Origin of the sequence: Streptomyces sp. ITFR-16 (assembly GCF_031844705.1) — a bacterium.
GTDB lineage: Bacteria > Actinomycetota > Actinomycetes > Streptomycetales > Streptomycetaceae > Streptomyces.
The window spans coordinates 6,694,251-6,714,564 of sequence record NZ_CP134609.1 but is presented as its reverse complement, the minus strand read 5'-3'; the positions used below and the strand labels follow the sequence as shown (position 1 = coordinate 6,714,564).

Below are 20,314 nucleotides of genomic sequence, written 5' to 3'. Positions count from 1 at the left end.
ACACAAGCCGGATCAGGCCGCAGATCAGGCCGCGGGCCAGGCCTCCGCCAGCATCTGCCGCGTGTCCGCCAGCAACTGCGGCAGCACCCGGGTGTGCCCCACCACCGGCATGAAGTTGGCGTCACCGCCCCACCGGGGCACCAGGTGCTGATGCAGATGCGCGGCGATACCCGCACCCGCCACCGCACCCTGGTTCATCCCGATGTTGAACCCGTGCGCCCCCGACGCCGCACGCAGCGCGGCCATCGCGCGCTTGGTGAAATCGGCCAGCTCCAGCGTCTCGGGACCGTCCAGCTCCGTGTAGTCCGCGACATGCCGGTACGGCACCACCATCAGATGACCGCCGTTGTACGGATACAGATTCAGCACGGCGTAGACCTTCTCACCGCGCGCGACGACGAGCCCGTCCTCGTCCGACTTCGACGGAATCTCACAGAACGGACAGCCGTCGCCCGCCTCCGGACCGGTCGGCTTGTTCTCGCCCTGGATGTACGCCATCCGGTGGGGCGTCCACAGGCGCTGGAACGCGTCGGGCGTCCCCACTCCGATCTGCTGCTCCGGCTCACTCGTCATGCCGATCAGCATATTGCTTACCCCGCGCGGAGCGTGTCGCCGGGGCCGATCCCCTTCACGCACCGCGATGCTTGGCCGATGAGCGACCGCACCCCGGCCCGGCCCACCCCCGCTCTCACCCGCTGGGAGCAGCGCACCGAGGTACCGCTCTTCGCCGCCTCACTGGTGTTCCTGGCCGGCTACGCGTTCCGCGTCCTCGCGCCGCACGACGCCCAGCCGTGGCACGACATCTCCCTCGTCCTCGTGAACGCCACGTGGCTGCTCTTCCTCGTCGACTACGTCGTCCGGCTGCGCCTCAGCAAGCTGGGCCACCGCTTCGTCCGGGTCCACTGGCTCGACACGATCGTGCTCCTGCTGCCGCTGCTGCGGCCCCTCCGCATGGTCAAGGTCTACTGGGCCGTCCAGCAGCGGCGCGACCGGCCCCGGCTGGGCCTGTACGCGCGCGTGATCACGTACGCCGGCATGACTGCGGTGCTGCTGGGCTTCTCGGCCTCGCTCGCCGTCTACCACCTGGAGCACGGCGCCCCGGGCGCCTCGATCCGCACCTTCGGCGACGCGGTCTGGTGGGCGTGCGAGACGCTCACGACGGTGGGGTACGGGGACGCCACGCCGGTGACACCGGGCGGCCGGGTGGTGGCGGCGGGCCTGATGGCCTGCGGGCTGGGGCTGCTGGGCGCGGTGACGGGCTCGTTCTCGTCGTGGCTGATCCAGGTGTTCCGGCGGGAGGACGAGAAGGAGCCCCCGAGGAGCGGATAGCTCTCCCCGAGGGCTCTCGTCTGGCCGGACTCAGACCTGGACGCGGTCCTCGACGGCCTTGGCGATCTTGGCGATGGCGTCCTCGACCGGGATGCCGTTCTCCTGCGACCCGTCGCGGTAGCGGAAGGAGACGGCACCGTTGGCCATGTCCTCGTCACCAGCGATGATCATGAAGGGCACCTTGGCCTTCTGCTGGTTGCGGATCTTCTTCTGCATCCGGTCGGACGACGCGTCCACGTCCACCCGCAGCCCCTGCTTGCGCGCCTTGGCGGCGAACTCCTGGAGGTACGGGATGTGCGCGTCGCCGATCGGGATGCCGACCGCCTGGACCGGGGCCAGCCACACCGGGAACGCACCCGCGTAGTGCTCAAGGAGCACCGCGAAGAAGCGCTCGATGGAACCGAAGAGGGCACGGTGGATCATCACCGGGCGCTGCTTGGTGCCGTCGGGGCCGGTGTACTCCAGGTCGAACCGCTCCGGCAGGTTGAAGTCGAGCTGCACGGTCGACATCTGCCAGGTCCGGCCGATGGCGTCCTTGCACTGCACGGAGATCTTCGGACCGTAGAACGCGGCGCCGCCCGGATCCGGGACCAGGGGAAGCCCCTGCTTCTCGGCGACCAGACGCAGGGTCTCGGTGGCCTCTTCCCACACCTCGTCCGAGCCGACGAATTTCTCCGGGTCCTTGGTGGACAGCTCCAGGTAGAAGTCGGTCAGACCGTAGTCGCGGAGCAGGTTCAGGACGAAGGTGAGCGTCCGGTCCAGCTCCTCGGCCATCTGCTCCTTGGTGCAGTAGATGTGCGCGTCGTCCTGCGTGAAGCCGCGCGAGCGGGTCAGCCCGTGCACGACGCCCGACTTCTCGTACCGGTACACCGTGCCGAACTCGAAGAGGCGCAGCGGCAGTTCACGGTACGAGCGGCCGCGCGCGTCGAAGATCAGGTTGTGCATCGGGCAGTTCATCGGCTTGAGGTAGTAGTCCACCCCGTCGTCGAGCTGCATGGGCGGGTACATGCCGTCGGCGTACCAGTCCAGGTGGCCGGACTTCTCGAAGAGCTTGCCCTTGGTGGCGTGCGGCGAGTAGACGAACTCGTAGCCCTCCTCCTCGTGGCGGCGGCGCGAGTAGTCCTCCATGGCCCGGCGGATGACGCCGCCCTTGGGGTGGAAGACGGCGAGGCCGGGGCCGATCTCGTCGGGGAAGGAGAAAAGGTCCAATTCGGTACCCAGGCGACGGTGGTCGCGTTTGGCGGCCTCCTCCAGGAACTCCAGGTGCGCCTTCAGCTCGTCCTTGGTCGGCCAGGCGGTCCCGTAGATGCGCTGGAGCATCGGGTTCTTCTCGCTGCCGCGCCAGTACGCGGCGGCGTTGCGCATCAGCTTGAACGCCGGGATGAACCGGGTCGTCGGCAGGTGCGGGCCCCGGCAGAGATCCCGCCAGCACAGCTCGCCGGTCTTCGGGTCGAGGTTGTCGTAGATGGTCAGCTCGCCGCCGCCCACCTCGACGTCCGCGCCGTCGTCCGAGGAGGCGGAGCCCTTGATGCCGATGAGCTCCAGCTTGTACGGCTCGTCGGCCAGCTCCTCGCGGGCGGCCTCGTCGGAGACCACGCGGCGGGAGAACTTCTGGCCCCGCTTCTGGATCTCCTGCATCTTCTTCTCGATGGCCTTGAGGTCCTCGGGCGTGAACGGCTTCTCGACGTCGAAGTCGTAGTAGAAGCCGTCCTTGACCGGCGGGCCGATGCCGAGCTTGGCCTCGGGGTGCAGCTCCTGCACGGCCTGCGCCATCACATGCGCGGTGGAGTGCCGCAGGATGTCGAGACCGTCCTCGGAGGAGATCAGGACGGGCTCGACGGTCTCGCCGTCCTTGATCTCGTACGCGAGGTCCTTCAGCTCACCCGCGACACGGGCGGCGACGACGGTGCGCTCGCCGGGGAAGAGCTCGGCTGCCGTAGTGCCCGTCGTCACCACGCGCTCTTCCCGCTCGGAATCGCGTTGAATGATCACACGGACGTCTGACACCGGTCTCTCCTGACTCAGGGGGTGCGGCGCGTTCCACTGGCGCACGCAGGGTGAATCGTACCGAGCCGACGGCCCCCTTAGCGAAAGGGCCGCCTCCCAGCCTCTCCCGTACCGCTACTCCCCCGCGCACGCCTCCTCGAAATAGTCGACATTCTCCTGGAGCGACTTCATCAGCCGGTCCCGTTCCGCGTCGTCCACCTGCACCGGAACCACCTGCGAGGCCCCGGTGAGCCGGCGGAAGCCGCCCCGGCTCTCCAGCCGTCCCTCCACCCGCACGGGCAGCCCCACCAGATGGGCCTGGCCCGCGATCCGGTAGGCCTCCTCGTCCAGCTCCAGCCGTACGTGCGGCACCTCCGCGCCCGCCAGCACCCGCAGCCGTACGATTCCGGCCCCGCGCGGTCCGGAGCGGCGCAGCCGTACGACGGCGCCGGTGATCCGTACCGTCACCGCCGGTTCGTCCCGGAGGTAACGGGCACCGGCCCGGCGCAGGGCGGGCAGGTCGCCCGGGGAGAACTCCACGGGCTCCGGGTGCAGCGGGCAGCCGTCGGGGGTTCCGGCGGCGGGTGCCCACCGCACGGCGATACCGGCGCCCTCCGAGCCCCGGACGAGGGCGATGAGGGCCTCGGTCAGTTCGCGGCTGACCCCGGCCTCGACGGCGGTGTCGAAGGCCTCCATTCCGCCGGTGGCCCGCTGGTAGTCGACGGCTTCCCGGGCGGCGTGCAGGGCGTGGTAGAGCCGTACGGCGACGGATCGGCCCGTCTCGACGGGGACGAGGGCGGTGAGGGAACGGCCACCGGGTGCGGGCCCTATGAGGACGGGGCCGAGCGCGGCGAGGGCGCGGCGGCGGTGGCGGGCGCCGTGGTAGCCGGCCCGGCCCCGGACGGCGAGCGCGCCGGCCAGCAGTATCTGGCGGGCCGCTCCGTGCATCCGTTCCGCGCCGGTCCAGCTGGCGGCTCCGGCGGCGGGTTCGGGGACCTCGCGCCACCAGTGGATCTCGTCGCCGGGGACGGTGAGGGAGACCAGGACGTCGCGGGCGGAGGGCGCGGCGCTGCGGGCGAGGGCGGTCAGGGCCTCGGCCAGCAGGTCCTCGCTGTCGGGGAAGGCGGTGGTGTCGGGCACGAGCAGGCTGGTGGAGCCGCCCGGCGGGGCGGGCGGTCCGGGCGGGGTCCAGCGGCTGTAGCGTCCGGCGGCCCCGCCGCGCCGCTGCCAGCCGTGCCGCGCGAGCAGGGCGCCGAGCACCGCGGGATCGACGCGGGCCGGGTCGGGCAGGGCGCCGGCCTGCGCGGGTCCGGCGGGCCAGGTCCCGGGCAGTTCGGCCGGGTGGGGCCGGCTGGCCGTCGGGAACGTTTCGTTGACGGACTCGTCCATCGGCCGGTGCATCAGGGTCTCCCTCCCGCCCCGACACGGGTCATGATCTCGCAGAGTGCTCGGTCGTCGAAGATGCGCGAGGTCGGGATCCGTACGGTGGTCCGGTGCCGGCCGGTCACGGCGTGGCCGGCCAGGTTGGTCCAGTAACAGCAGTGCCGCAGGTCGAGGCTGTCGTGCCCGGCCCGCAGCCAGTCGTCCTGGCTGCGGGGCACGAGCATCACGACCAGGATCTTGTGCACCGACACGGGGGTCCTGGCGAGCTTCACGAGGTGCGCGTTGTCGAGCGTGAAGGCGAAGCTCGCGCCGGGCGGCCGGGCCGGTATCTGGTAGGTGCACTTCAGCTGGACCTTGATGGTCACCTCGTCGTCGACGACATGGCCGGGGGCTCCGTGGCTGACGTGCCAGTCGATGCCGTTGTCGGGGAAGGGCTGCGACAGGGAACAGCCCGCCGCGGCCGCGACCGCGTGCAAGTAGCCCACCTGGAGGGTCTCCATGCAGGCGGTGGTGGCGAGTGCGCCGCGCAGCGGTGCGGTCCGCTGGGGCAGCAGCCCACTCGGTTCGGGCTGCGCGAGCGCCATGGCTCCGTATGCCTTCCGGGCTGTGCCGATGGGGTTCGGGATGCCGGGTCGGTTCAACTTCCGGCTCCTTCACCTGTGTTGTCACCGCACAGCGCGGCCCGCAAACGGCGTATCAGGCAAAGGGTGCGGGTATCACCGAACCGGGCAGGGGAATCACGCCATCTGCCGCGCGGGCGCGAGGAGTTCGGGGATGAGTCATTGGTACGAAGGGCCGCTGGCCGCTTTTGACACCGAGACGACGGGAGTGGACGTCGAGGAGGACCGGATCGTTTCGGCCGCCCTCGTGGTCCAGGACAGTGCGGGCGGGCGGATGCGCGTCACCCGCTGGCTGGTGAATCCGGGGGTGCCGGTGCCCGCGGGGGCGACGGAGATCCACGGGCTGACGGACGACCACCTCCAGCGCAACGGGCGGTGGCCCGCGCCGGTGGTGGAGGAGGTGGCGCGGGCGCTGGCCGAGCAGTGCGCGGCCCGCCGGCCGCTGGTCGTGATGAACGCGCCGTTCGATCTGACGCTGCTGGACCGGGAGTTGAAGCGGCACCGGACGTCGTCGCTGGCGGCGTATCTGGAGCCGGCGTCGCTGCGCGTGCTGGATCCCCGGGTGCTCGACAAGCATCTGGACCGCTACCGCAAGGGGCGGCGCACGCTGACGGATCTGTGCGAGCTGTACGGCGTGGTGCTGGACGGGGCGCACGACGCGGCGGCCGACGCGGCGGCGTCGCTGGAGCTGGTCCGGGCGGTGGGGCGCAGGTTCGCCACCCGGCTCGAACGGCTCACACCGGCGGAGCTGCACACGCTCCAGGCGGTGTGGCACGCGGCTCAGGCGCGCGGCCTCCAGGCGTGGTTCGCCAGGAGCGGGACACCGGAGACAGTGGATCCGGCCTGGCCGCTGCGTCCGGAGCTGCGCGCCGCGGCGTGAGCGGGTGCCGGACACGCGAAGGCCGGTCCGTCGGTGGTGCTGACGGACCGGCCTTTCCCGGGGTGGGCGATACTGGGTTCGAACCAGTGACCTCTTCGGTGTGAACGAAGCGCTCTCCCACTGAGCTAATCGCCCGGGAACGGGTTGAACGATACAGGGCTCGGCGGGTGTGGTTCAAACCGCTTCCGGGCGCGCCGGGGGCGCGGTGTCCGGCGGGGTGTGCGCGGGTACTCAGCCCGCGATCTGAGTACCCGCACGCATGTCCCCCCGGCGTGGCGGGCGCCACACTCACGTCCATGGAACATCTGCCGCCACCCGCCGAGGAATTGGCGATCCTCGACCGTGAGCTCGCCCGGCTCGATCTGCGCCGGTCCCAGCTGCTGACCCGTCGCGCCTGGCTGGTGAGCGTGCTGCAGGCACCGGCTCCGCGGCCGGCCGCCCCGCCCGGGGTGCCGTTCTCCCCGCCGGGCCGGGTCTCGACGCCGCCCGCTCCCCCGTTCGCGCCGCAGGCTCCTGCGGCGCGCTCCCGCAGTGCGCAGAACGTGCTGCTCACCCTGGGCGGGCTGCTGCTGACGATCGCGGCGCTCGCGTTCACCCTGGTCAGCTGGGGTGAGATGGGGATCGGCGGGCGCAGCGCGGTGCTGGGGGCCGTGACGGCTGCGGTGCTGGCCGCGCCCGCGCTGCTGCTGCGCCGCGGGCTGTCCTCGACGGCCGAGGCGCTGGCGGGGCTGGCGTCGGTGCTGATGGTGCTCGATGCGTACGCGCTGCACCGGGTGGCGGTGCCGGATGCGGGCGGGCTCGGTTATGCCGCGGCCGCTTCGGCGGTGCTCGCCGTGCTGTGGGCGGCCTACGGGCTGCTTCTGAACCGGCTGCGGCTGCCGTTGCCGCTGGCGGTGCTCAGCGCGCAACTGCCTCTGGTGCTGTGGGCGTGGGCGGAGCGGGCGGACGCCCTGGTGTTCGCGGGTGCGCTGCTGGCGACGGCGGCGGTCGACTGTGCGATCGCGGTCCGGTGCAAGGATGCGGTGGTGCGGGCCGTGGCGTGTGCCGGTCTGGGGTGGACGGGTGCGGCCGGGCTGCTGGTGGCGCTGGTGGAGTCGGTGACGGCCGGGGAGCCGTCGGGTGCGGTGGCGCCGGGGGCGCTGCTGCTGGCCGGTGCGGCGATCGCCCTGGTGGGTGCCCGGTCGGCGGCCCCGGGGCCTGCGGGGGTCGGGGGCACGGTGGCCGGTCTGGCGGCCGTGGCCGCGGTGGGCGGAGTGCCGGCCGCGGGGGTGCCCGCCGGCTGGGTGGTGCCGGTATACCTGCTGTGCGGCGGGGCGCTGCTGCTGGGGGTACGGGCTCCGCTGGGGGGCCCGGTCCGGCAGGGGCTGATGTGGGCTTCGGGGCTGGTGACGGTGGCTTCGGTGCTGTTCTCGCTCGCCCCGGTCGCGGTGGTGTCGATGGGTGCGGTGACGCAGCTGGGCCAGGTGTGGTCGGGTGTGCCGCGTGACGGCGCGCGGGGTGCGGTGGGCGCGACGGGGCTGCCGTGGGCCGAGATGGTGGCGGCGCCGGTGGTGCTGTTGCTGGTGGCCGTGGTGCTCGGGGCGGCATACCGGTCGTGGGAGGGCGTGCTGCGGTGGGCCGAGCCTGTGACCGGTGCCGGTTCCGGCGGGCGGGGCACGGTGGGTGCGTCGGCCGTGGTGCTCGGATGGGCCGGCCTGACGGTGCTGCCGGCCGCGCTGGATCTGTCCTACGCGGCGGCGTTGGCGATGCAACTGGTCTTGGTGGCCGGGGCGTTCACCCTGGCGGTGGACGGTCTGCGCCGGGGTCCCTCGGGGGTCGCGTCGGCCGCCGCGGTGATCGGGTCGGCCGGTGCGGTGGAGGCGGCGCTGCTGTCGCTGGGCACGGAGCCCACCACGTACACGTCGTTCGGGGTGCTGCTGGTGGTGTTCACGACCGCATCGGTGGTGCTGGAGGCCCCCTCGGTCGCGTCGCCGTCGCGGGTGCTGGTGACGGTGCAGGCGTCCGCGGCGTCTGCGGCGGTGGTCTGTGCCGCGGTGATGGCCGCGGCGCTCGGTGCGTCCCTGGAGCTGTCGGTGCATCGGGCGGCTCCGCTGGTGCTGGCCGTGCCGGCCGTGACGGTGCTGCTGGGTGCGCGGCTGAAGGGGCGCGCGGTGGCCGTACCGGTCGAGGTGACGGGTGCCGTCACGGGTCTGGTGGCCGTGGTGATGGCGCTGGGCGATCTGCGGTTCCTGGCCCTGGTGCTGGCGCTGTGCGGGGTACTGGCGGCCGCGACGGCGCTGCGCCCGGAGCGGCGTCCGGTGGCCGGGTATCTGGCGACGGTGCTGTTCGTGCTGGCGGCGTGGGTCAGGCTGTCGGCGTCGGGGGTGTCCTCCCCGGAGGCGTACACCGTGCCGGTGACCGTGCCCGCGCTGGTGATCGGCGTGCTGCGCAGGCGCCGCGACCCGTCGGCGTCGTCGTGGACGGCGTACGGGGCGGGGCTGGCGGCGACGCTGGTGCCGTCGCTCTTCGCCGCGTGGACCGACGCGCACTGGCCGCGTCCGCTGCTGCTGGGTGCGGCGGCGCTGGTGATCACGCTGGTGGGGGCGCGGCTGCGGCTCCAGGCGCTGTTGGTGCTGGGCGGCACGGTGCTGGCGCTGGACGCGCTGCACGAGCTGGCGCCCTACGTGGTGCAGGTGGTGGGGGCGATGCCGCGCTGGGTGGCGCCGGCGCTGGCCGGGGCGCTGCTGCTGGCGGTGGGGGCGACGTACGAGAAGCGGCTGCGCGACGCCCGGCGGCTGCGGGACGCCCTGGGCCGGATGCGGTAGGTGGCGAGGGGCCGGCCCGGGGTGCCCGGGCCGGCCGCGCACCACAACGCCGAGGGCCCGGAAGCTTGGAGAAGCTTCCGGGCCGTCGGTCCGGGGTGGGCGATACTGGGTTCGAACCAGTGACCTCTTCGGTGTGAACGAAGCGCTCTCCCACTGAGCTAATCGCCCGGGCGCACGCCAAACATTACCCCATGTCAGCGGCGCGCCCCGACCATCCCCGGGTCACTCGCGGATCTTCCACGGCATGACGATTCCGAACTTCCACACGTAGATCCCCACCAGCACCGCGATGATCACGAGCCCGATGACCGTGAGCGCGATGTTGCGCCGCCGGACCTTGGGGTCGAGCGCCCGCTGGGCGGCCTCGGTGACCTTCCGCCGGGTCCAGCGCAGGACCAGCTGCGCCCAGACGAACTCGGTCGCCCAGATCGCCATGCCGCCGAAGATCACCAGCCACCCGGGGCCGGGCAGCGGCAGCATGATGATGCCGGCCACGACCACGGCGAGGCCGACCACGAAGACGCCGACCTGCCAGCTCAGGTGCAGTGCTCTGGACGCCTTGATGAACCCGGGCGCTCTGGAGCCGAGCTCCCGGTCCTCCTTCGTCACACCCTGTGTGACCTCTCCCGCCCCGCTGGGGGCGGTGTCCCCCGTCGCGGGCGCCGGCTCCGCCGGTGCGGCGACTCCGTCCCGCTCGTCACTCTCCGCATTCATGGGGGTCAACCTACCCGAACGCCTCTCGTCACTGGAATGGCCGCATGACTCAAAGTTACACACCGCTGTACGAGCTACCTGAAGGATCACAAAACGGTCAGAGGGGTTTACAACGCCACCGTAGGTGGCATGTCGATTTCGCCGACGTGCGAATCCCCGAGCGCACACTGAGCGAAAGGCCCTGGCGCTTATGAACACCACGGTCAGCTGCGAGCTGCACCTGCGCCTCGTTGTGTCGAGCGAGTCCTCACTGCCTGTACCCGCGGGCCTGCGGTATGACACGGCCGATCCGTATGCCGTGCACGCCACCTTCCACACCGGAGCGGAGGAGACGGTCGAGTGGGTTTTCGCCCGTGACCTCCTTGCCGAGGGGCTGCACCGGCCCACCGGCACCGGAGACGTCCGCGTCTGGCCATCCCGTAGTCACGGCCAGGGCGTCGTCTGTATCGCACTGAGCTCCCCAGAGGGCGAAGCCCTGCTCGAAGCCCCGGCACGGGCCCTGGAGTCGTTCCTGAAGAGGACCGACGCCGCGGTTCCGCCGGGCACCGAGCATCGTCACTTCGATCTCGACACGGAGTTGTCGCACATCCTGGCCGAGAGCTGAGCCAGGCCGAGACTGCACGGCGCCGTCCGACTCGGGGAGACGGTGCCGCGCGGACAACCTCATACGGCACACACCGGCGCCGTCATCACGGAATCCACCGTGGTGACGGCGCCGGTCGCGTGCACCGCTCCCCCGGCCGCCGCCAGGCGGCCGCACACGGGCCCTGGCGACGAAGGAGGCCCCACCGGCGCGTGTCCGGGGCCTCAGTAGCCCCAGGAGCCCCTTAGGCCCCCGGGACGCCGGGGGCGAGCAGTAGAGTCAGCCGGCATCGGCGGGCGCCCGCCCGCCGGAGGCCAGGGAGCGAAAGCGTGCTGATCCCCCACGACACCCGGATCGCCCTCGACACGGTGGTCGATCTGGTGAATACCGCGCCGGAGAGCGAGCCGCACGAGGACGGGCCCCCTGCCGACGGGCCCGACGGGCTCGCCGACCTCGCGGCGCTGTACGCGTTCGCCGCGCGCCACCGCGTGAGCGGCGTCAACGAGCTGGGCGAGAAGGACCTGCGCGCCGTGCACGACGTACGGGCCAGGTTCGCCGAGGTCTTCGCCGCGGACGACGCACAGATCGCAGCGTCGCTCGTGAACGCACTGGTGGCCGCCGCGGGCACCACCCCGCAGCTCAGCAACCACGACGGCTACGACTGGCACGTGCACTACTTCTCGCCGGACGCCTCGCTCGCCGACCACCTGGCGGCGGACTGCGGCATGGCCCTCGCCTTCATCATCGTGGCGGGCGAGACGGAGCGGCTGCGGCGCTGCGAGGCGCCGGACTGCCGGCGCGCGTTCGTCGACCTCTCGCGCAACCGCTCCCGCCGCTACTGCTCGAGCCGCACCTGCGGTAACCGCCTGCACGTCGCCGCGTACCGGGCGCGCCGCAGAGAAGCGGCCGGCTGACCGCTCACAGCACGAAGAGATCGTGCAACGCGGCCATCAGCAGCAGGCTGCCGACGACCGTGAGGAAGATCATCAGGGGCGGCTGGGACAGCGCGAAGAGGCAGCCGCGCGGCTCTTCGGCAGGGGGTGCGGGGGCATCGCCCCGGGAGGTGTCCACCATCTCGGGACGATCATGACGCAGCCGGACCCGTGCTCGCGACCAACACGCCTTTTCATGAGGGGAGTTCACCCCTCACGGGGTGGCCGGAAATCGCTCCGGCGTCCGATGGCCCGGCACATTTTCGGACCGCGTCCGCCCCCGCGCCGCCCGGCGGTTCAGCCCAGCTCGCGCAGCATGCGCAGCTGCACCGCGCGGTGGGCCGAGGCCCCGCCCTCGTGGCCGTTCCAGGGGTAGACCTCGATCTCCTTGGGCCCCGCCCAGTGGTTGTAGGCGGCGAAGACCGTGGAGGGCGGGCAGACGAGGTCCATGAGGGCCACCGAGTAGAGCGCCGGCACGGTCGCCCGCGCGGCGAAGCTGACGCCGTCGAAGTACGACAGGGTGCGGAACGCCCGGTCGGCGACGCCGTGCTGGGTGGCCAGGAAGTGGACGATCTCCTGGTAGGGGTCCTTGTCGGTGATCTCGACCGCCCGCCGGAAGTGCGTCAGGAACGGTACGTCGACGAGCGCGGCGGTCACATGCGGGCTGAGCCCGGCCACCGCCTGGGCGATGCCGCCGCCCTGGCTGGCACCGTGGACGACGATGCGCGCGGGGTCGACGGAAGGGTGGGCACGGGCGACCTCGACGGCACGCACCGCGTCGGTGAACACCCGGCGGTAGTAGTACGTGTCGGGGTCGAGGATGCCCTGCGTCATGAAGCCGGGCGACTGCGGGTTGCCCCCGCCGCAGGGGTCGGGGGTGGCGCCCGCCGAGTGGTGGTTGACGGCGCCCTGGCCCCGGGTGTCCACGAGCAGGGTGGCCCAGCCGGCGGCGGGCCACACCAGATGGTCGTGCGGCAGTCCGCGTCCGCCGCCGTAGCCGAGGTAGTGGACGACGGTGGGCAGGGGGCCCTCGGCGCCGGCGGGCACGTTCAGCCAGGCGCGTATGCGGTGTCCGCCCCAGCCGGCGAACGACACGTCGTAGGAGTCGACCGCGCTCAACGCGGCGTCGTACGGCAGGAATTCGGCATCGAGCGGGTGGGCGGAGGCCTCGTCGAGGGTGCGCCGCCAGAAGGCGTCGAAGTCCTCCGGCTCGGCGGGCTCGGGGCGGTAGGCGCGGAGTTGATCCAGGGGCAGGTCGAACAGGGACACGGCATCTCCGTTTCGGGCATGCGGAAGGCGACGGTACGGGGAGGAGAGGGACGGGGCAGGAAGCGAGGGGCGGGGCCTCAGCGGGGCGTGGAGCTGGAGGCGCGCACGACGAGTTCCGGCTGGAGCACCACACTGCGGTGCTCGTGGTGGCCGTCCTCGTCGTCGGCCTCCTCCAGCAGGAGTTCGGCGGCCATCCGGCCCATCACCACGGCGGGCTGGCGGACCGAGGTGAGCGGGACGGCGGCGGCAGCGGCGAACTCGATGTCGTCGTACCCGACGATGGCGATGTCGTGCGGCACGCGCACGCCTGCCGCGTACAGCGCCTGGAGGACCCCCAGGGCGAGCAGGTCGTTGGCGCAGAACACGGCCGTGGGGCGGGGGACGAGGCCGAGCAGCCGGGCCCCGGCGTCCCGGCCGGCCGCCACGTCCAGGCGGTCGGAGGGGATCTCCACGAGGGCGTCCGGGGCCAGTCCTGCCTCGGCGAGGGCCGACAGCGCACCCTCCCGGCGGTCCCTGATCTGGTGCAGGTCACCGGGTCCGCTGACGTAGGCCACCGAGCGGTGGCCGGCCGAGATCAGATGGCCGACGGCCAGGGCGCCGCCGCGCACGTCGTCGACGGAGACCGCGCAGGTGCCGGTGCCGGAGGCCACCCGGTCGACCAGGACGTAGGGGATGCGGTGGCGGCTGAAGGAGTCGAGGTTGCGGCCGGTGGCATCGGCGGGGGTGACCAGGACGCCGCACACGCGCTGCTCCGCGAAGAGGCCGAGGTATTCGGCCTCCTCCGCGGGGCTCTGGCCGCTGTTGCAGACCATGACGCCGAGGCCGGCCTGCCGGGCGGCGCGCTCGGCGCCCCGGGCCACGTCCACGAAGAAGGGGTTGCCCATGTCCAGGACGAGCAGGGCCATGATGCGGCTGCGGCCGGCCCTGAGCTGCCGGGCGGACTCGCTGCGGACGTAGCCGAGCTCCTCGATGGCCGCCAGCACCCGGGCGCGCGTCTCGGGCAGCACGGCCTCGGGCCGGTTGATCACATTGGAGACCGTGCCCACGGAGACGCCGGCCTGCCGCGCCACATCCTTGATGCCTGCCACACGCGCCACTTGTCCTGCCCCACTGGTGCCCTTGGCCGCACTCGTCAAGCGGCGTCACCCCACATCGTACGGACGGCGTGATCGCACGGGCGGGGGTGAATGAATTGTTTCAATGCGGTCGGGACGCTAGCCCCGGCCACCGAACACCGTCAAGGACCGTGGCTGAATCGATTCACAGCACCGGGAGTCCCCTGCCCGCCGTGGGCGGCGGGCAGGGTCTGCGGCCGTCAGATGCCGTGCTTCTTCAAGATGGCCTCGATGTCGCTGAAGTCGTCGCCGGACGACGCCGGCGCGCCCTGCTTCTTCGGCTTCCGGCGGGGCTGCGCGGCGGGAACGCCGGCTCCCAGCGACGGGGCGGACGCGGCGGGAGCCACGGCCTCGCCCTGCGCGGCGCGGGCGGCCGCCTTGCGCTCCTTGCGGGTCCCCCCGCCCCTGCGTTCGATCGCGCGGGTGGTCATGAACAGCAGCCAGGCCACCCCCAGCAGCCCGAAGCCCAGCCAGACGCTCGGCTTGAAGGCGATGTCCGACACCCACTTCACGACACCGGTCAGCACCAGGCCGACCGGGACCAATGAGTAGGCGGCGATCCGGGTCGCGGTGAGGAACCGCTTGCGGTACGCGGTGACGGCGGCGATGCCCAGGCCCGCCGCGGACACCGCGGAACAAATGGTCTCGGCCAGCATCGGTGCCTCCAGGCGCAGGGGAAACGTCCCTTCCATCCTGCACCGGTGACGGGGCGGGCGGCCATGCCCCGGGCCCGGATCAGGGACATTTCAGGGCCGGGGTCCTCCCCAGGTGCCGGGTGGGGCGTCGGACCGGTGCCGGTCGATGCCCTCCCGCGCGCCCTGCGAGACTGGTCCCATGAGCGATTCCACCTCCGCAGCGCCGGTCGTCCTCGACCTCTGGTGCGAGCTCCAGTGCCCCGACTGCCACCGGGCCCTCGACGACGTGCACGCCCTGCGGGCCCGGTACGGCGACCGGCTCGACATCCGGCTGCGGCACTTCCCGCTGGAGAAGCACAAGCACGCGTACGCGGCGGCGCAGGCGGCCGAGGAGGCGGCGGCGCAGGGCGGCGACTGGCCGTACATCGAAGCGGTCCTCGCCCGTACCGAGGAGCTGGCCCGCACCGGTGAGCCGCTGCTGATCGAGGCGGCCCGGGAACTGGGGCTGGACGCCGAGGAGTTCGACACCGCCCTGATCGACGGCCGGCACCTGCTGATCGTCGACGCCGACCAGGCCGAGGGCAAGGCGATCGGGGTCACGGGCACGCCGACGTATGTGATCGGCGGTGAGCTTCTCGACGGCGGGAAGAGCCAGGAGGGGCTGCGGGAGCGGATCGAGGAGATCGCCGACCGGCTGCTCGCGGCACAGGCCTGAGCCCCGGGCGGGGCGGGCCCGCTACAGCGGTTTGGCCAGGTTGTACCGGGTCGGCACATAGCCCAGCGACTCGTACAGCCGCAGCGCCGGAGTGTTGGCCGTGACGACGTGCAGGCCGATCCTCTCCTCGCCCGCGTCCAGGGCGATCCGCTCGGCCCGGAGCATCAGCGCCCGCCCGTACCCCCGGCCCCGGAACCGCTCGTGCACCTCGACGTCGAACACGTAGCCGACCGTCAGGCCGGGGTGCATCTCGAAGCGCGCCACCCAGACGTATCCGACCGTCTCGCCCTCGTGGAGCAGGTACTCCAGCCTCGCTCCCTCGGTGGCGAGACCGTCCGGGAGATGGCGGGAGTGGGAGGCGCGGGCGGCCCGCAGCGCCGACGCAGCCGGGGCGCCCCGGCTGACCAGGCTCTCCGCGTACGCGGAGATCGCCCCCTCCTCCCAGCGCGCGAACTCCTCGGGCGTCATCGGCCGCGCGGTGAGCCCGTCGGCCGGGGGCGGGGGCCCGCCGGGCAGGGTCTTGACCATGTTCCTGCTGCGCTCGGTGTAGCCGAGTGCGGCGGTCAGCCGCTGTCCCGCGACGTCGTCCGCGCCGACCTCCGCGCACACCTGGGTACAGCCCCAGCCGCGCAGGACCTCCTCGGCGGCCAGGGCGGCGATGGTGCCCCTGCCGCGCCTGCGGACGGGTTCGTCGATCCGCAGGGAGTGCAGCAGGCCCGTCGCGCCGCCCGCGCCCGGCTCGACGGCGAGCTCGATGGAGCCGACGGGCCGGCCGTTGTCGCACACGTCGTACGCGCGCCGCTGTGCGCCGTCGGCGCCTGACTGGATCGGCCCGGACGGCCGGAGTGTCGTGGTCATCAGAGGATTTCTATCCCCCGACCGGGAAGCCGTCATCCGTTTTTGCCGCGCCGGACCGGCCGGCGGGCGTCCCGGTCACGGGTCGAGGTCGTTCCCGGCCCGCTCGTCGAAGATCCGCATCGCCTTGGCGGTCACGGGTCCGGGGGCGCCGGGCAGCTCGCGGTCGTCGACCCGGTGGACGGCCTGGACGTCCCGGAGGGTGGAGGTCAGGAAGATCTCCTCGGCCAGGTCCAGCACGTCGAACGGCAGGTCCGCCTCCTGAGCCCCGGTCCACTCCACGGCCAGCGCCCGGGTGATCCCGGCCAGACAGCCGGAGGCGACCGGCGGGGTGAGGAGCTGTCCGTCGAGGACGACGAAGACATTGGAGCCGGTGCCCTCGCAGAGCCGGCCGACGGTGTTGGCGAAGAGCGCCTCGGAGGCGCCCTGCTCGTGGGCGCGGGCGAGCGCGACGACGTTCTCGGCGTACGAGGTGGTCTTGAGCCCGGTGAGCGCGCCGCGTTCGTTGCGCGTCCAGGGGACGGTGACGACCGCCGTGGTGTCCGGCCTGCGCGCCACCTCGCCGAGGGCGACGACCAGGCCGGGGCCTGCGTCGCCCCGGTCGGAGCCGAGCGGGGAGATGCCGCCGGTGTAGGTGATGCGGAGCCTGCCCAGGGCGGCCGGGTTGGCCTCGATGACGGCGGCGCAGGCGCGGCGGACCTCGTCGAGGTCGGGCGCGGGCAGGCCGAGGCCCCGGGCGGAGCGGGTCAGCCGGTCGAGGTGGCGGGTGAGCGCGAAGGGCCTGCCGTCGATGGTCCTGACCGTCTCGAAGATGCCGTCGCCGACGGTGAGCCCGTGGTCGAGCACGGACACCCGGGCGTCATCGGCACCGCGCAGTGCGCCGTTGACCCAGATCCTCATGGTGCGGTCCTTCCGGTTGCTTCGTATGCGCCCGACGCTACAGCGAGCAGCCTGGCCGCCTTCAGCTCGGTCTCGTCCCATTCGCGTTCCGGGTCGGAGCCCCAGGTGATGCCGGCCCCGGTGCCGAAGCGCAGGACCGGTGCGTCGCCGGTGCGGTCGGTCCAGAAGGTGCGGATGCCGACGGCGAGGGAGGCGGTGGCGCGGTCGGCGTCCACCCAGCCGATGCCTCCGCAGTACGGGCCGCGCGGGGCGGTCTCCAGCTCCTCGATGATCCGCAGCGCACTGGACTTGGGGGCGCCGGTGACCGAGCCGGGCGGGAAGGCGGCGGCAAGGAGTTCCGGCCAGCCGGCCACGTCGGCGAGCCGGCCCCGCACGGTGGAGACGAGGTGGACGAGGCCGGGGTGCTTCTCGACGGCGCAGAGGTCGGGCACGGTGACCGATCCGGTGGCGCAGACCCGGCCCAGGTCGTTGCGGACCAGGTCGACGATCATCACGTTCTCGGCGTGGTCCTTCTCCAGCAGATCGGCCTCGGTGCGGCCGGTCCCCTTGATCGGCCCGGACTCGACCGTACGGCCGTCCCTGCGCAGGAACAGCTCCGGCGACGCGGTCGCGATCTCCACGCCGTGCGCGGGGAGGCGGATCGTTCCTGCGTACGGGGCCGGGTTGCCCCGCGCCAGCAGCGCGGTGAGCGCGTCGACGTCGGCGGCGGCCGGGTCGGGCAGCGGAGCCGTCATCACCCGGCAGAGGTTGGCCTGATAGACCTCGCCGGTCGCGATGTACTCCCGGATGCGCCGGACGCCCGCCGTGTACGCGGCGCGGTCGAGCGAGGAGCTCCAGTCGCCCGCCGCGGGACCGCGCCAGGCACCCCGCACCGGGGCGGGCACGGCGGCGGTCCGTACGGTGGCGAAGCGGGCGCAGACGAGCCGGCCCTCGAAATCGGCTGATACCGCCCAGAAACCGGACGAGTCGAGAGCTGCGGGATCACTGGTCACATCCTGCAGATCGAAGGCGACGAGGCCGCCGAAGCGGGCCATTGGAGCGAGGTCGTGCACGTCCGTGAGTCTAGAGCGGTGCGCGGTGACCTGCGCCGGGGCGGGCGCACCGCAGCACGCTGCGCAAACGCGTTTTTGTACTGGCCCGGGAATCCGCTAGAGTTCAACCCGTCGCCGGGACGCGCAAGTGAACCGGAACCGACAAGCGGACGTAGCTCAGTTGGTAGAGCGCAACCTTGCCAAGGTTGAGGTCGCCAGTTCGAACCTGGTCGTCCGCTCGCAGAAGGTGGGGGATCTTCCCGAACTCCCACCCCTGGTGGAGTGGCCGAGAGGCGAGGCAACGGCCTGCAAAGCCGTCTACACGGGTTCAAATCCCGTCTCCACCTCCAAGGACGATTAGCTCAGCGGGAGAGCGCTTCCCTGACACGGAAGAGGTCACTGGTTCAATCCCAGTATCGTCCACCGGTCCGCAAGGACCCCCGCGCGATTAGCTCAGCGGGAGAGCGCTTCCCTGACACGGAAGAGGTCACTGGTTCAATCCCAGTATCGCGCACGCAGTACACGCAGGGTCACCCTGCGCGATTAGCTCAGCGGGAGAGCGCTTCCCTGACACGGAAGAGGTCACTGGTTCAATCCCAGTATCGCGCACCACCCGAAGCCCCGGTCGTTCCGACGACCGGGGCTTCGTCGTTGCCGTGGCTCAGGAGGAGAAGAGCATGCGGCCGAAGCTCTTCTGCCGGTAGTGGCCGTGGTGTCCGCCGTGGTGCTGCGGGGCGCCCCAGGCGGGCGCGGGGGCGGACGGGTAGGCCTGCGGGGCGGGCGGCGGGGGCGGGGCCTGCTGCGTCCACTGCGCCTCGATGCGGGTCAGGGACTCCAGCTCTCCGTAGTCCAGGAATATCCCCCGGCAGCCGCTGCACTGCTCGATCTGAATGCCGTTGCGGTTGTACGTGTGCATCTGTGCGTGGCACTTGGGACACTGCATGTTCGGGCTCACTCCTCACCGTCGGTTGGCCGTCGCCGGAATGCGCCCGGCGAGGGTCGGTTCACCTTACGACGAGTCCGCGCCGGTCAACTCGGGCGGGAGAGAGGCAATTCGGGCGCAGGTGTCGATCATCACCTGTTCCACCTCATCCGGAGCGCGGCCCTCCGTCGCGGCCTTCGCCAGCGCCAGGGCCGCCGTCTGTACGGTCATCGCGCGGGCGGGCACGTCCAGTTCGGGCCACGGGTCGCCCTCGGCCCGTACGGCGGGGCCCCGTTCGGCGCGGTAGGCGGCCAGGAAGCGGAGCCAGACGTCGGGGGGCAGCAGTCCGGCGGCGTACCAGGCGGCGGGGCGGGCGAGGTCCCAGGCGGGGTCGCCCAGCCCGGCGTCGTCGACGTCGATGAGCAGCCAGGGCCCCTGCGGCGCGGGGTGCCGGACGAGCTGGCCCAGGTGCAGGTCGCCGTGGCAGAGGTGGTGCGCCCGGTGCGCGGGAGCGCGGTCCTCGTCGCGAGCCCAGGGCGGCAGCCCGCGCCAGGCAGCGAGTACGGGTCCGGTGGCCGGGTCGCCGGGGAGGGCGGCCCGCATCCGGGCCACGGCGAGGGCGGCCTTCGCGGGGCCGCGCATGGCCGGCAGTCCGGGCAGCCGCCCCGCGTCGCGGCGGTGGAGACGCGCCAGCAGTACGGCCGCCTCCTCCCAGGGCGCGGCGTCCGGGTCCTCCGGGGCCACGGGCTCCCCGTGGGGCCACAGGCTGACCGGGCGGCCGTGCAGCTCGGTGAGGTACGGGGAGGCGGCGCCGGGCCCGGTGGCGGACCCGGGCTGCGGCAGGGGCGCGAGCAGGACTCCGGCCAGGGCCGGATCGGCGGCCAGCGCGATCCGTGAGGACAGGGCGTCGGTGTCCGTGCCGGGAGCGTGGGCCTTGGCGACGACGGAGCCGCAGCGGACGACGGTCCCGTCCGCCCGGTCGGCGAGGACGCCGGGGGACGGCGAGGGCCGGAGGCCGGTCCCGGCTGCCTGCCGGGCGAGGGCGCCCAGGGCGCGTACGACTGGGCTGGTCACGGACTCCCCCGGTGGTGCGGCTCTGCGGGCCGGCGGCGCCGTGCCCGGCGCCGAGCGTACGTGGAGGCGCCGGGCCGTGTCGTGGGCGGACGGCGGTCGCCGGAATCGGGCCCGGACAGCGCGATGTCCGGTCAGCTCCCCAGCTGACCGGACAAACGCTGCCGTCCGCCGCACCCCCGTCCCCACGGGGTTGTTGGCCGGATGTCCCGGTCCGGACCGCTCTTCCGGACCCGGGGCGCCGCTCAGCGCCCCAGCATCACGCCCACGGACGACGCCTGTGTGACCACCGCGTCCCAGCCGCCGAAGACGACTGCGAGCAGGGCCGCCAGAGGAAGAACCATGACCGTCGCCACCAGGGGGTGGCGCTTGCCGGACGACGGGCGGCTGCCGAACGAGGCGGATGCCCTGCGTCCCTGCGTGCGGATCATGGTCCGCGCTGCCGTGTCCGCCATGGTTCCTCTCCTGACCTGTTGTGGAGCGGCGGGCGTCTGACCTCGGGGGACGAGTGCAACGCCCGCCGCTTGACCTCAACATTAGGGATCCGGGAACGCGGCGGCGTCATGCCCG

Annotated in this window: 21 protein-coding genes and 7 tRNA genes; 11 read left to right on the top strand and 17 right to left on the bottom strand. The window is 72.5% G+C overall.

Annotated features, from left to right (window positions below; all coding sequences use genetic code 11):
* Positions 1 to 24: 24 nt before the first annotated feature.
* The gene (locus RLT58_RS29885; protein ID WP_311313466.1) at positions 25 to 585 is read right to left on the bottom strand and encodes an HIT family protein; all 561 of its coding nucleotides are present in this window, start codon (positions 583 to 585) and stop codon (positions 25 to 27) included.
* Positions 586 to 651: 66 nt separating this feature from the next.
* Here RLT58_RS29885 and RLT58_RS29880 point away from each other — a divergent pair, with 66 nt between their 5' ends.
* Positions 652 to 1,329 carry a potassium channel family protein gene (locus tag RLT58_RS29880; protein ID WP_311313465.1) on the top strand — a complete coding sequence of 226 codons (678 nt, stop codon included), beginning with the start codon at positions 652 to 654 and terminating at the stop codon, positions 1,327 to 1,329.
* A gap of 30 nt (positions 1,330 to 1,359) precedes the next feature.
* On the opposite strand, the gene thrS is transcribed toward RLT58_RS29880, so the two are convergent.
* The 3 genes from thrS to RLT58_RS29865 all read right to left on the bottom strand — a co-directional run bounded on the left by thrS (position 1,360) and on the right by RLT58_RS29865 (position 5,282).
* Positions 1,360 to 3,336 (bottom strand): threonine--tRNA ligase, encoded by a 1,977-nt coding sequence (gene thrS, locus RLT58_RS29875; protein WP_311313464.1) that lies wholly within the window; start codon positions 3,334 to 3,336, stop codon positions 1,360 to 1,362.
* A 114-nt stretch (positions 3,337 to 3,450) separates the two neighbouring features.
* Positions 3,451 to 4,716 (bottom strand): hypothetical protein, encoded by a 1,266-nt coding sequence (locus RLT58_RS29870; RefSeq protein WP_311313463.1) that lies wholly within the window; start codon positions 4,714 to 4,716, stop codon positions 3,451 to 3,453.
* A complete protein-coding gene (locus RLT58_RS29865) occupies positions 4,716 to 5,282 on the bottom strand; it encodes a DUF4365 domain-containing protein (protein ID WP_311314698.1) in 567 nt (188 codons plus the stop codon). The genes RLT58_RS29870 and RLT58_RS29865 overlap by 1 nt, the downstream gene beginning before the upstream one ends.
* 190 nt (positions 5,283 to 5,472) lie before the next feature.
* Here RLT58_RS29865 and RLT58_RS29860 point away from each other — a divergent pair, with 190 nt between their 5' ends.
* Complete coding sequence (locus RLT58_RS29860) at positions 5,473 to 6,198, top strand: 3'-5' exonuclease (RefSeq protein WP_311313462.1); 726 nt, start codon at positions 5,473 to 5,475, stop codon at positions 6,196 to 6,198.
* 63 nt (positions 6,199 to 6,261) lie between these two features.
* Here the strand turns inward: RLT58_RS29860 and RLT58_RS29855 are convergent.
* Positions 6,262 to 6,333 (bottom strand) — tRNA-Val (locus RLT58_RS29855).
* A gap of 161 nt (positions 6,334 to 6,494) precedes the next feature.
* On the opposite strand from RLT58_RS29855, the gene RLT58_RS29850 reads away from it, so the two are divergent.
* Entirely contained in the window at positions 6,495 to 9,002 is a 2,508-nt protein-coding gene (locus RLT58_RS29850) for an SCO7613 C-terminal domain-containing membrane protein (protein ID WP_311313461.1), read from the top strand.
* 96 nt (positions 9,003 to 9,098) lie between these two features.
* Here the strand turns inward: RLT58_RS29850 and RLT58_RS29845 are convergent.
* Together RLT58_RS29845 and RLT58_RS29840 are read right to left on the bottom strand one after the other, a co-directional pair.
* A tRNA-Val gene (locus RLT58_RS29845) sits at positions 9,099 to 9,170 on the bottom strand.
* Positions 9,171 to 9,224: 54 nt separating this feature from the next.
* Positions 9,225 to 9,716 (bottom strand): TIGR02611 family protein, encoded by a 492-nt coding sequence (locus tag RLT58_RS29840; protein WP_311313460.1) that lies wholly within the window; start codon positions 9,714 to 9,716, stop codon positions 9,225 to 9,227.
* Between the two features lie 190 nt (positions 9,717 to 9,906).
* Here RLT58_RS29840 and RLT58_RS29835 point away from each other — a divergent pair, with 190 nt between their 5' ends.
* Together RLT58_RS29835 and RLT58_RS29830 are read left to right on the top strand one after the other, a co-directional pair.
* Entirely contained in the window at positions 9,907 to 10,320 is a 414-nt protein-coding gene (locus RLT58_RS29835) for an SsgA family sporulation/cell division regulator (protein WP_003959770.1), read from the top strand.
* A gap of 308 nt (positions 10,321 to 10,628) precedes the next feature.
* The gene (locus RLT58_RS29830) at positions 10,629 to 11,213 is read left to right on the top strand and encodes a CGNR zinc finger domain-containing protein (RefSeq protein ID WP_311313459.1); all 585 of its coding nucleotides are present in this window, start codon (positions 10,629 to 10,631) and stop codon (positions 11,211 to 11,213) included.
* A gap of 4 nt (positions 11,214 to 11,217) precedes the next feature.
* Here the strand turns inward: RLT58_RS29830 and RLT58_RS29825 are convergent, their stop codons facing one another.
* From RLT58_RS29825 to RLT58_RS29810, 4 genes are all read right to left on the bottom strand, one after another.
* Positions 11,218 to 11,373, bottom strand: coding sequence for a hypothetical protein (locus RLT58_RS29825; protein WP_311313458.1), 156 nt, complete (start codon positions 11,371 to 11,373; stop codon positions 11,218 to 11,220).
* Positions 11,374 to 11,528: 155 nt separating this feature from the next.
* Complete coding sequence (locus RLT58_RS29820; RefSeq protein WP_311313457.1) at positions 11,529 to 12,500, bottom strand: acetylxylan esterase; 972 nt, start codon at positions 12,498 to 12,500, stop codon at positions 11,529 to 11,531.
* A 77-nt stretch (positions 12,501 to 12,577) separates the two neighbouring features.
* Positions 12,578 to 13,597 (bottom strand): LacI family DNA-binding transcriptional regulator, encoded by a 1,020-nt coding sequence (locus RLT58_RS29815; RefSeq protein WP_311313456.1) that lies wholly within the window; start codon positions 13,595 to 13,597, stop codon positions 12,578 to 12,580.
* 218 nt (positions 13,598 to 13,815) lie between these two features.
* A complete protein-coding gene (locus RLT58_RS29810; protein WP_311313455.1) occupies positions 13,816 to 14,271 on the bottom strand; it encodes a hypothetical protein in 456 nt (151 codons plus the stop codon).
* A gap of 178 nt (positions 14,272 to 14,449) precedes the next feature.
* On the opposite strand from RLT58_RS29810, the gene RLT58_RS29805 reads away from it, so the two are divergent.
* Complete coding sequence (locus RLT58_RS29805; RefSeq protein ID WP_311313454.1) at positions 14,450 to 14,965, top strand: DsbA family protein; 516 nt, start codon at positions 14,450 to 14,452, stop codon at positions 14,963 to 14,965.
* A 21-nt stretch (positions 14,966 to 14,986) separates the two neighbouring features.
* Here RLT58_RS29805 and RLT58_RS29800 read toward each other — a convergent pair whose 3' ends face one another.
* From RLT58_RS29800 to RLT58_RS29790, 3 genes are all read right to left on the bottom strand, one after another.
* Positions 14,987 to 15,823 (bottom strand): GNAT family N-acetyltransferase, encoded by an 837-nt coding sequence (locus RLT58_RS29800; protein ID WP_311313453.1) that lies wholly within the window; start codon positions 15,821 to 15,823, stop codon positions 14,987 to 14,989.
* 75 nt (positions 15,824 to 15,898) lie between these two features.
* Positions 15,899 to 16,720 carry an aminotransferase class IV gene (locus tag RLT58_RS29795; protein ID WP_311313452.1) on the bottom strand — a complete coding sequence of 274 codons (822 nt, stop codon included), beginning with the start codon at positions 16,718 to 16,720 and terminating at the stop codon, positions 15,899 to 15,901.
* Positions 16,717 to 17,754, bottom strand: coding sequence for a chorismate-binding protein (locus tag RLT58_RS29790; protein ID WP_311314697.1), 1,038 nt, complete (start codon positions 17,752 to 17,754; stop codon positions 16,717 to 16,719). Before RLT58_RS29790 ends, RLT58_RS29795 begins: the two co-directional genes overlap by 4 nt.
* 163 nt (positions 17,755 to 17,917) lie before the next feature.
* On the opposite strand from RLT58_RS29790, the gene RLT58_RS29785 reads away from it, so the two are divergent.
* The 5 genes from RLT58_RS29785 to RLT58_RS29765 all read left to right on the top strand — a co-directional run bounded on the left by RLT58_RS29785 (position 17,918) and on the right by RLT58_RS29765 (position 18,363).
* Positions 17,918 to 17,990: transfer RNA gene (locus tag RLT58_RS29785), tRNA-Gly, on the top strand.
* A 37-nt stretch (positions 17,991 to 18,027) separates the two neighbouring features.
* Positions 18,028 to 18,101: transfer RNA gene (locus RLT58_RS29780), tRNA-Cys, on the top strand.
* A 1-nt stretch (position 18,102) separates the two neighbouring features.
* Positions 18,103 to 18,174: transfer RNA gene (locus tag RLT58_RS29775), tRNA-Val, on the top strand.
* Between the two features lie 19 nt (positions 18,175 to 18,193).
* Positions 18,194 to 18,265, top strand: a tRNA-Val gene (locus tag RLT58_RS29770).
* A gap of 23 nt (positions 18,266 to 18,288) precedes the next feature.
* A tRNA-Val gene (locus RLT58_RS29765) sits at positions 18,289 to 18,363 on the top strand.
* A gap of 49 nt (positions 18,364 to 18,412) precedes the next feature.
* Here RLT58_RS29765 and RLT58_RS29760 read toward each other — a convergent pair.
* From RLT58_RS29760 to RLT58_RS29750, 3 genes are all read right to left on the bottom strand, one after another.
* Positions 18,413 to 18,694 carry a TFIIB-type zinc ribbon-containing protein gene (locus tag RLT58_RS29760; RefSeq protein ID WP_311313451.1) on the bottom strand — a complete coding sequence of 94 codons (282 nt, stop codon included), beginning with the start codon at positions 18,692 to 18,694 and terminating at the stop codon, positions 18,413 to 18,415.
* A 66-nt stretch (positions 18,695 to 18,760) separates the two neighbouring features.
* A complete protein-coding gene (locus RLT58_RS29755; RefSeq protein WP_311313450.1) occupies positions 18,761 to 19,747 on the bottom strand; it encodes a phosphotransferase enzyme family protein in 987 nt (328 codons plus the stop codon).
* Positions 19,748 to 19,989: 242 nt separating this feature from the next.
* Positions 19,990 to 20,199, bottom strand: coding sequence for a hypothetical protein (locus RLT58_RS29750; RefSeq protein ID WP_311313449.1), 210 nt, complete (start codon positions 20,197 to 20,199; stop codon positions 19,990 to 19,992).
* Between the last annotated feature and the right edge of the window lie 115 nt (positions 20,200 to 20,314).

Coding starts and splice junctions, on each gene's coding strand:
- RLT58_RS29880 (WP_311313465.1), top strand. CDS start 652: ATGAGCGACCGCACCCCGGCCCGGCCCACCCCCGCTCTCACCCGCTGG.
- RLT58_RS29835 (WP_003959770.1), top strand. CDS start 9,907: ATGAACACCACGGTCAGCTGCGAGCTGCACCTGCGCCTCGTTGTGTCG.
- RLT58_RS29790 (WP_311314697.1), bottom strand. CDS start 17,754: ATGGCCCGCTTCGGCGGCCTCGTCGCCTTCGATCTGCAGGATGTGACC.
- RLT58_RS29825 (WP_311313458.1), bottom strand. CDS start 11,373: ATGGTGGACACCTCCCGGGGCGATGCCCCCGCACCCCCTGCCGAAGAG.
- RLT58_RS29870 (WP_311313463.1), bottom strand. CDS start 4,716: ATGCACCGGCCGATGGACGAGTCCGTCAACGAAACGTTCCCGACGGCC.
- RLT58_RS29885 (WP_311313466.1), bottom strand. CDS start 585: ATGCTGATCGGCATGACGAGTGAGCCGGAGCAGCAGATCGGAGTGGGG.
- RLT58_RS29750 (WP_311313449.1), bottom strand. CDS start 20,199: ATGGCGGACACGGCAGCGCGGACCATGATCCGCACGCAGGGACGCAGG.
- RLT58_RS29860 (WP_311313462.1), top strand. CDS start 5,473: ATGAGTCATTGGTACGAAGGGCCGCTGGCCGCTTTTGACACCGAGACG.
- RLT58_RS29840 (WP_311313460.1), bottom strand. CDS start 9,716: ATGAATGCGGAGAGTGACGAGCGGGACGGAGTCGCCGCACCGGCGGAG.
- RLT58_RS29805 (WP_311313454.1), top strand. CDS start 14,450: ATGAGCGATTCCACCTCCGCAGCGCCGGTCGTCCTCGACCTCTGGTGC.
- RLT58_RS29850 (WP_311313461.1), top strand. CDS start 6,495: ATGGAACATCTGCCGCCACCCGCCGAGGAATTGGCGATCCTCGACCGT.
- RLT58_RS29800 (WP_311313453.1), bottom strand. CDS start 15,823: ATGACCACGACACTCCGGCCGTCCGGGCCGATCCAGTCAGGCGCCGAC.
- RLT58_RS29810 (WP_311313455.1), bottom strand. CDS start 14,271: ATGCTGGCCGAGACCATTTGTTCCGCGGTGTCCGCGGCGGGCCTGGGC.
- RLT58_RS29760 (WP_311313451.1), bottom strand. CDS start 18,694: ATGCAGTGTCCCAAGTGCCACGCACAGATGCACACGTACAACCGCAAC.
- RLT58_RS29865 (WP_311314698.1), bottom strand. CDS start 5,282: ATGGCGCTCGCGCAGCCCGAACCGAGTGGGCTGCTGCCCCAGCGGACC.
- RLT58_RS29795 (WP_311313452.1), bottom strand. CDS start 16,720: ATGAGGATCTGGGTCAACGGCGCACTGCGCGGTGCCGATGACGCCCGG.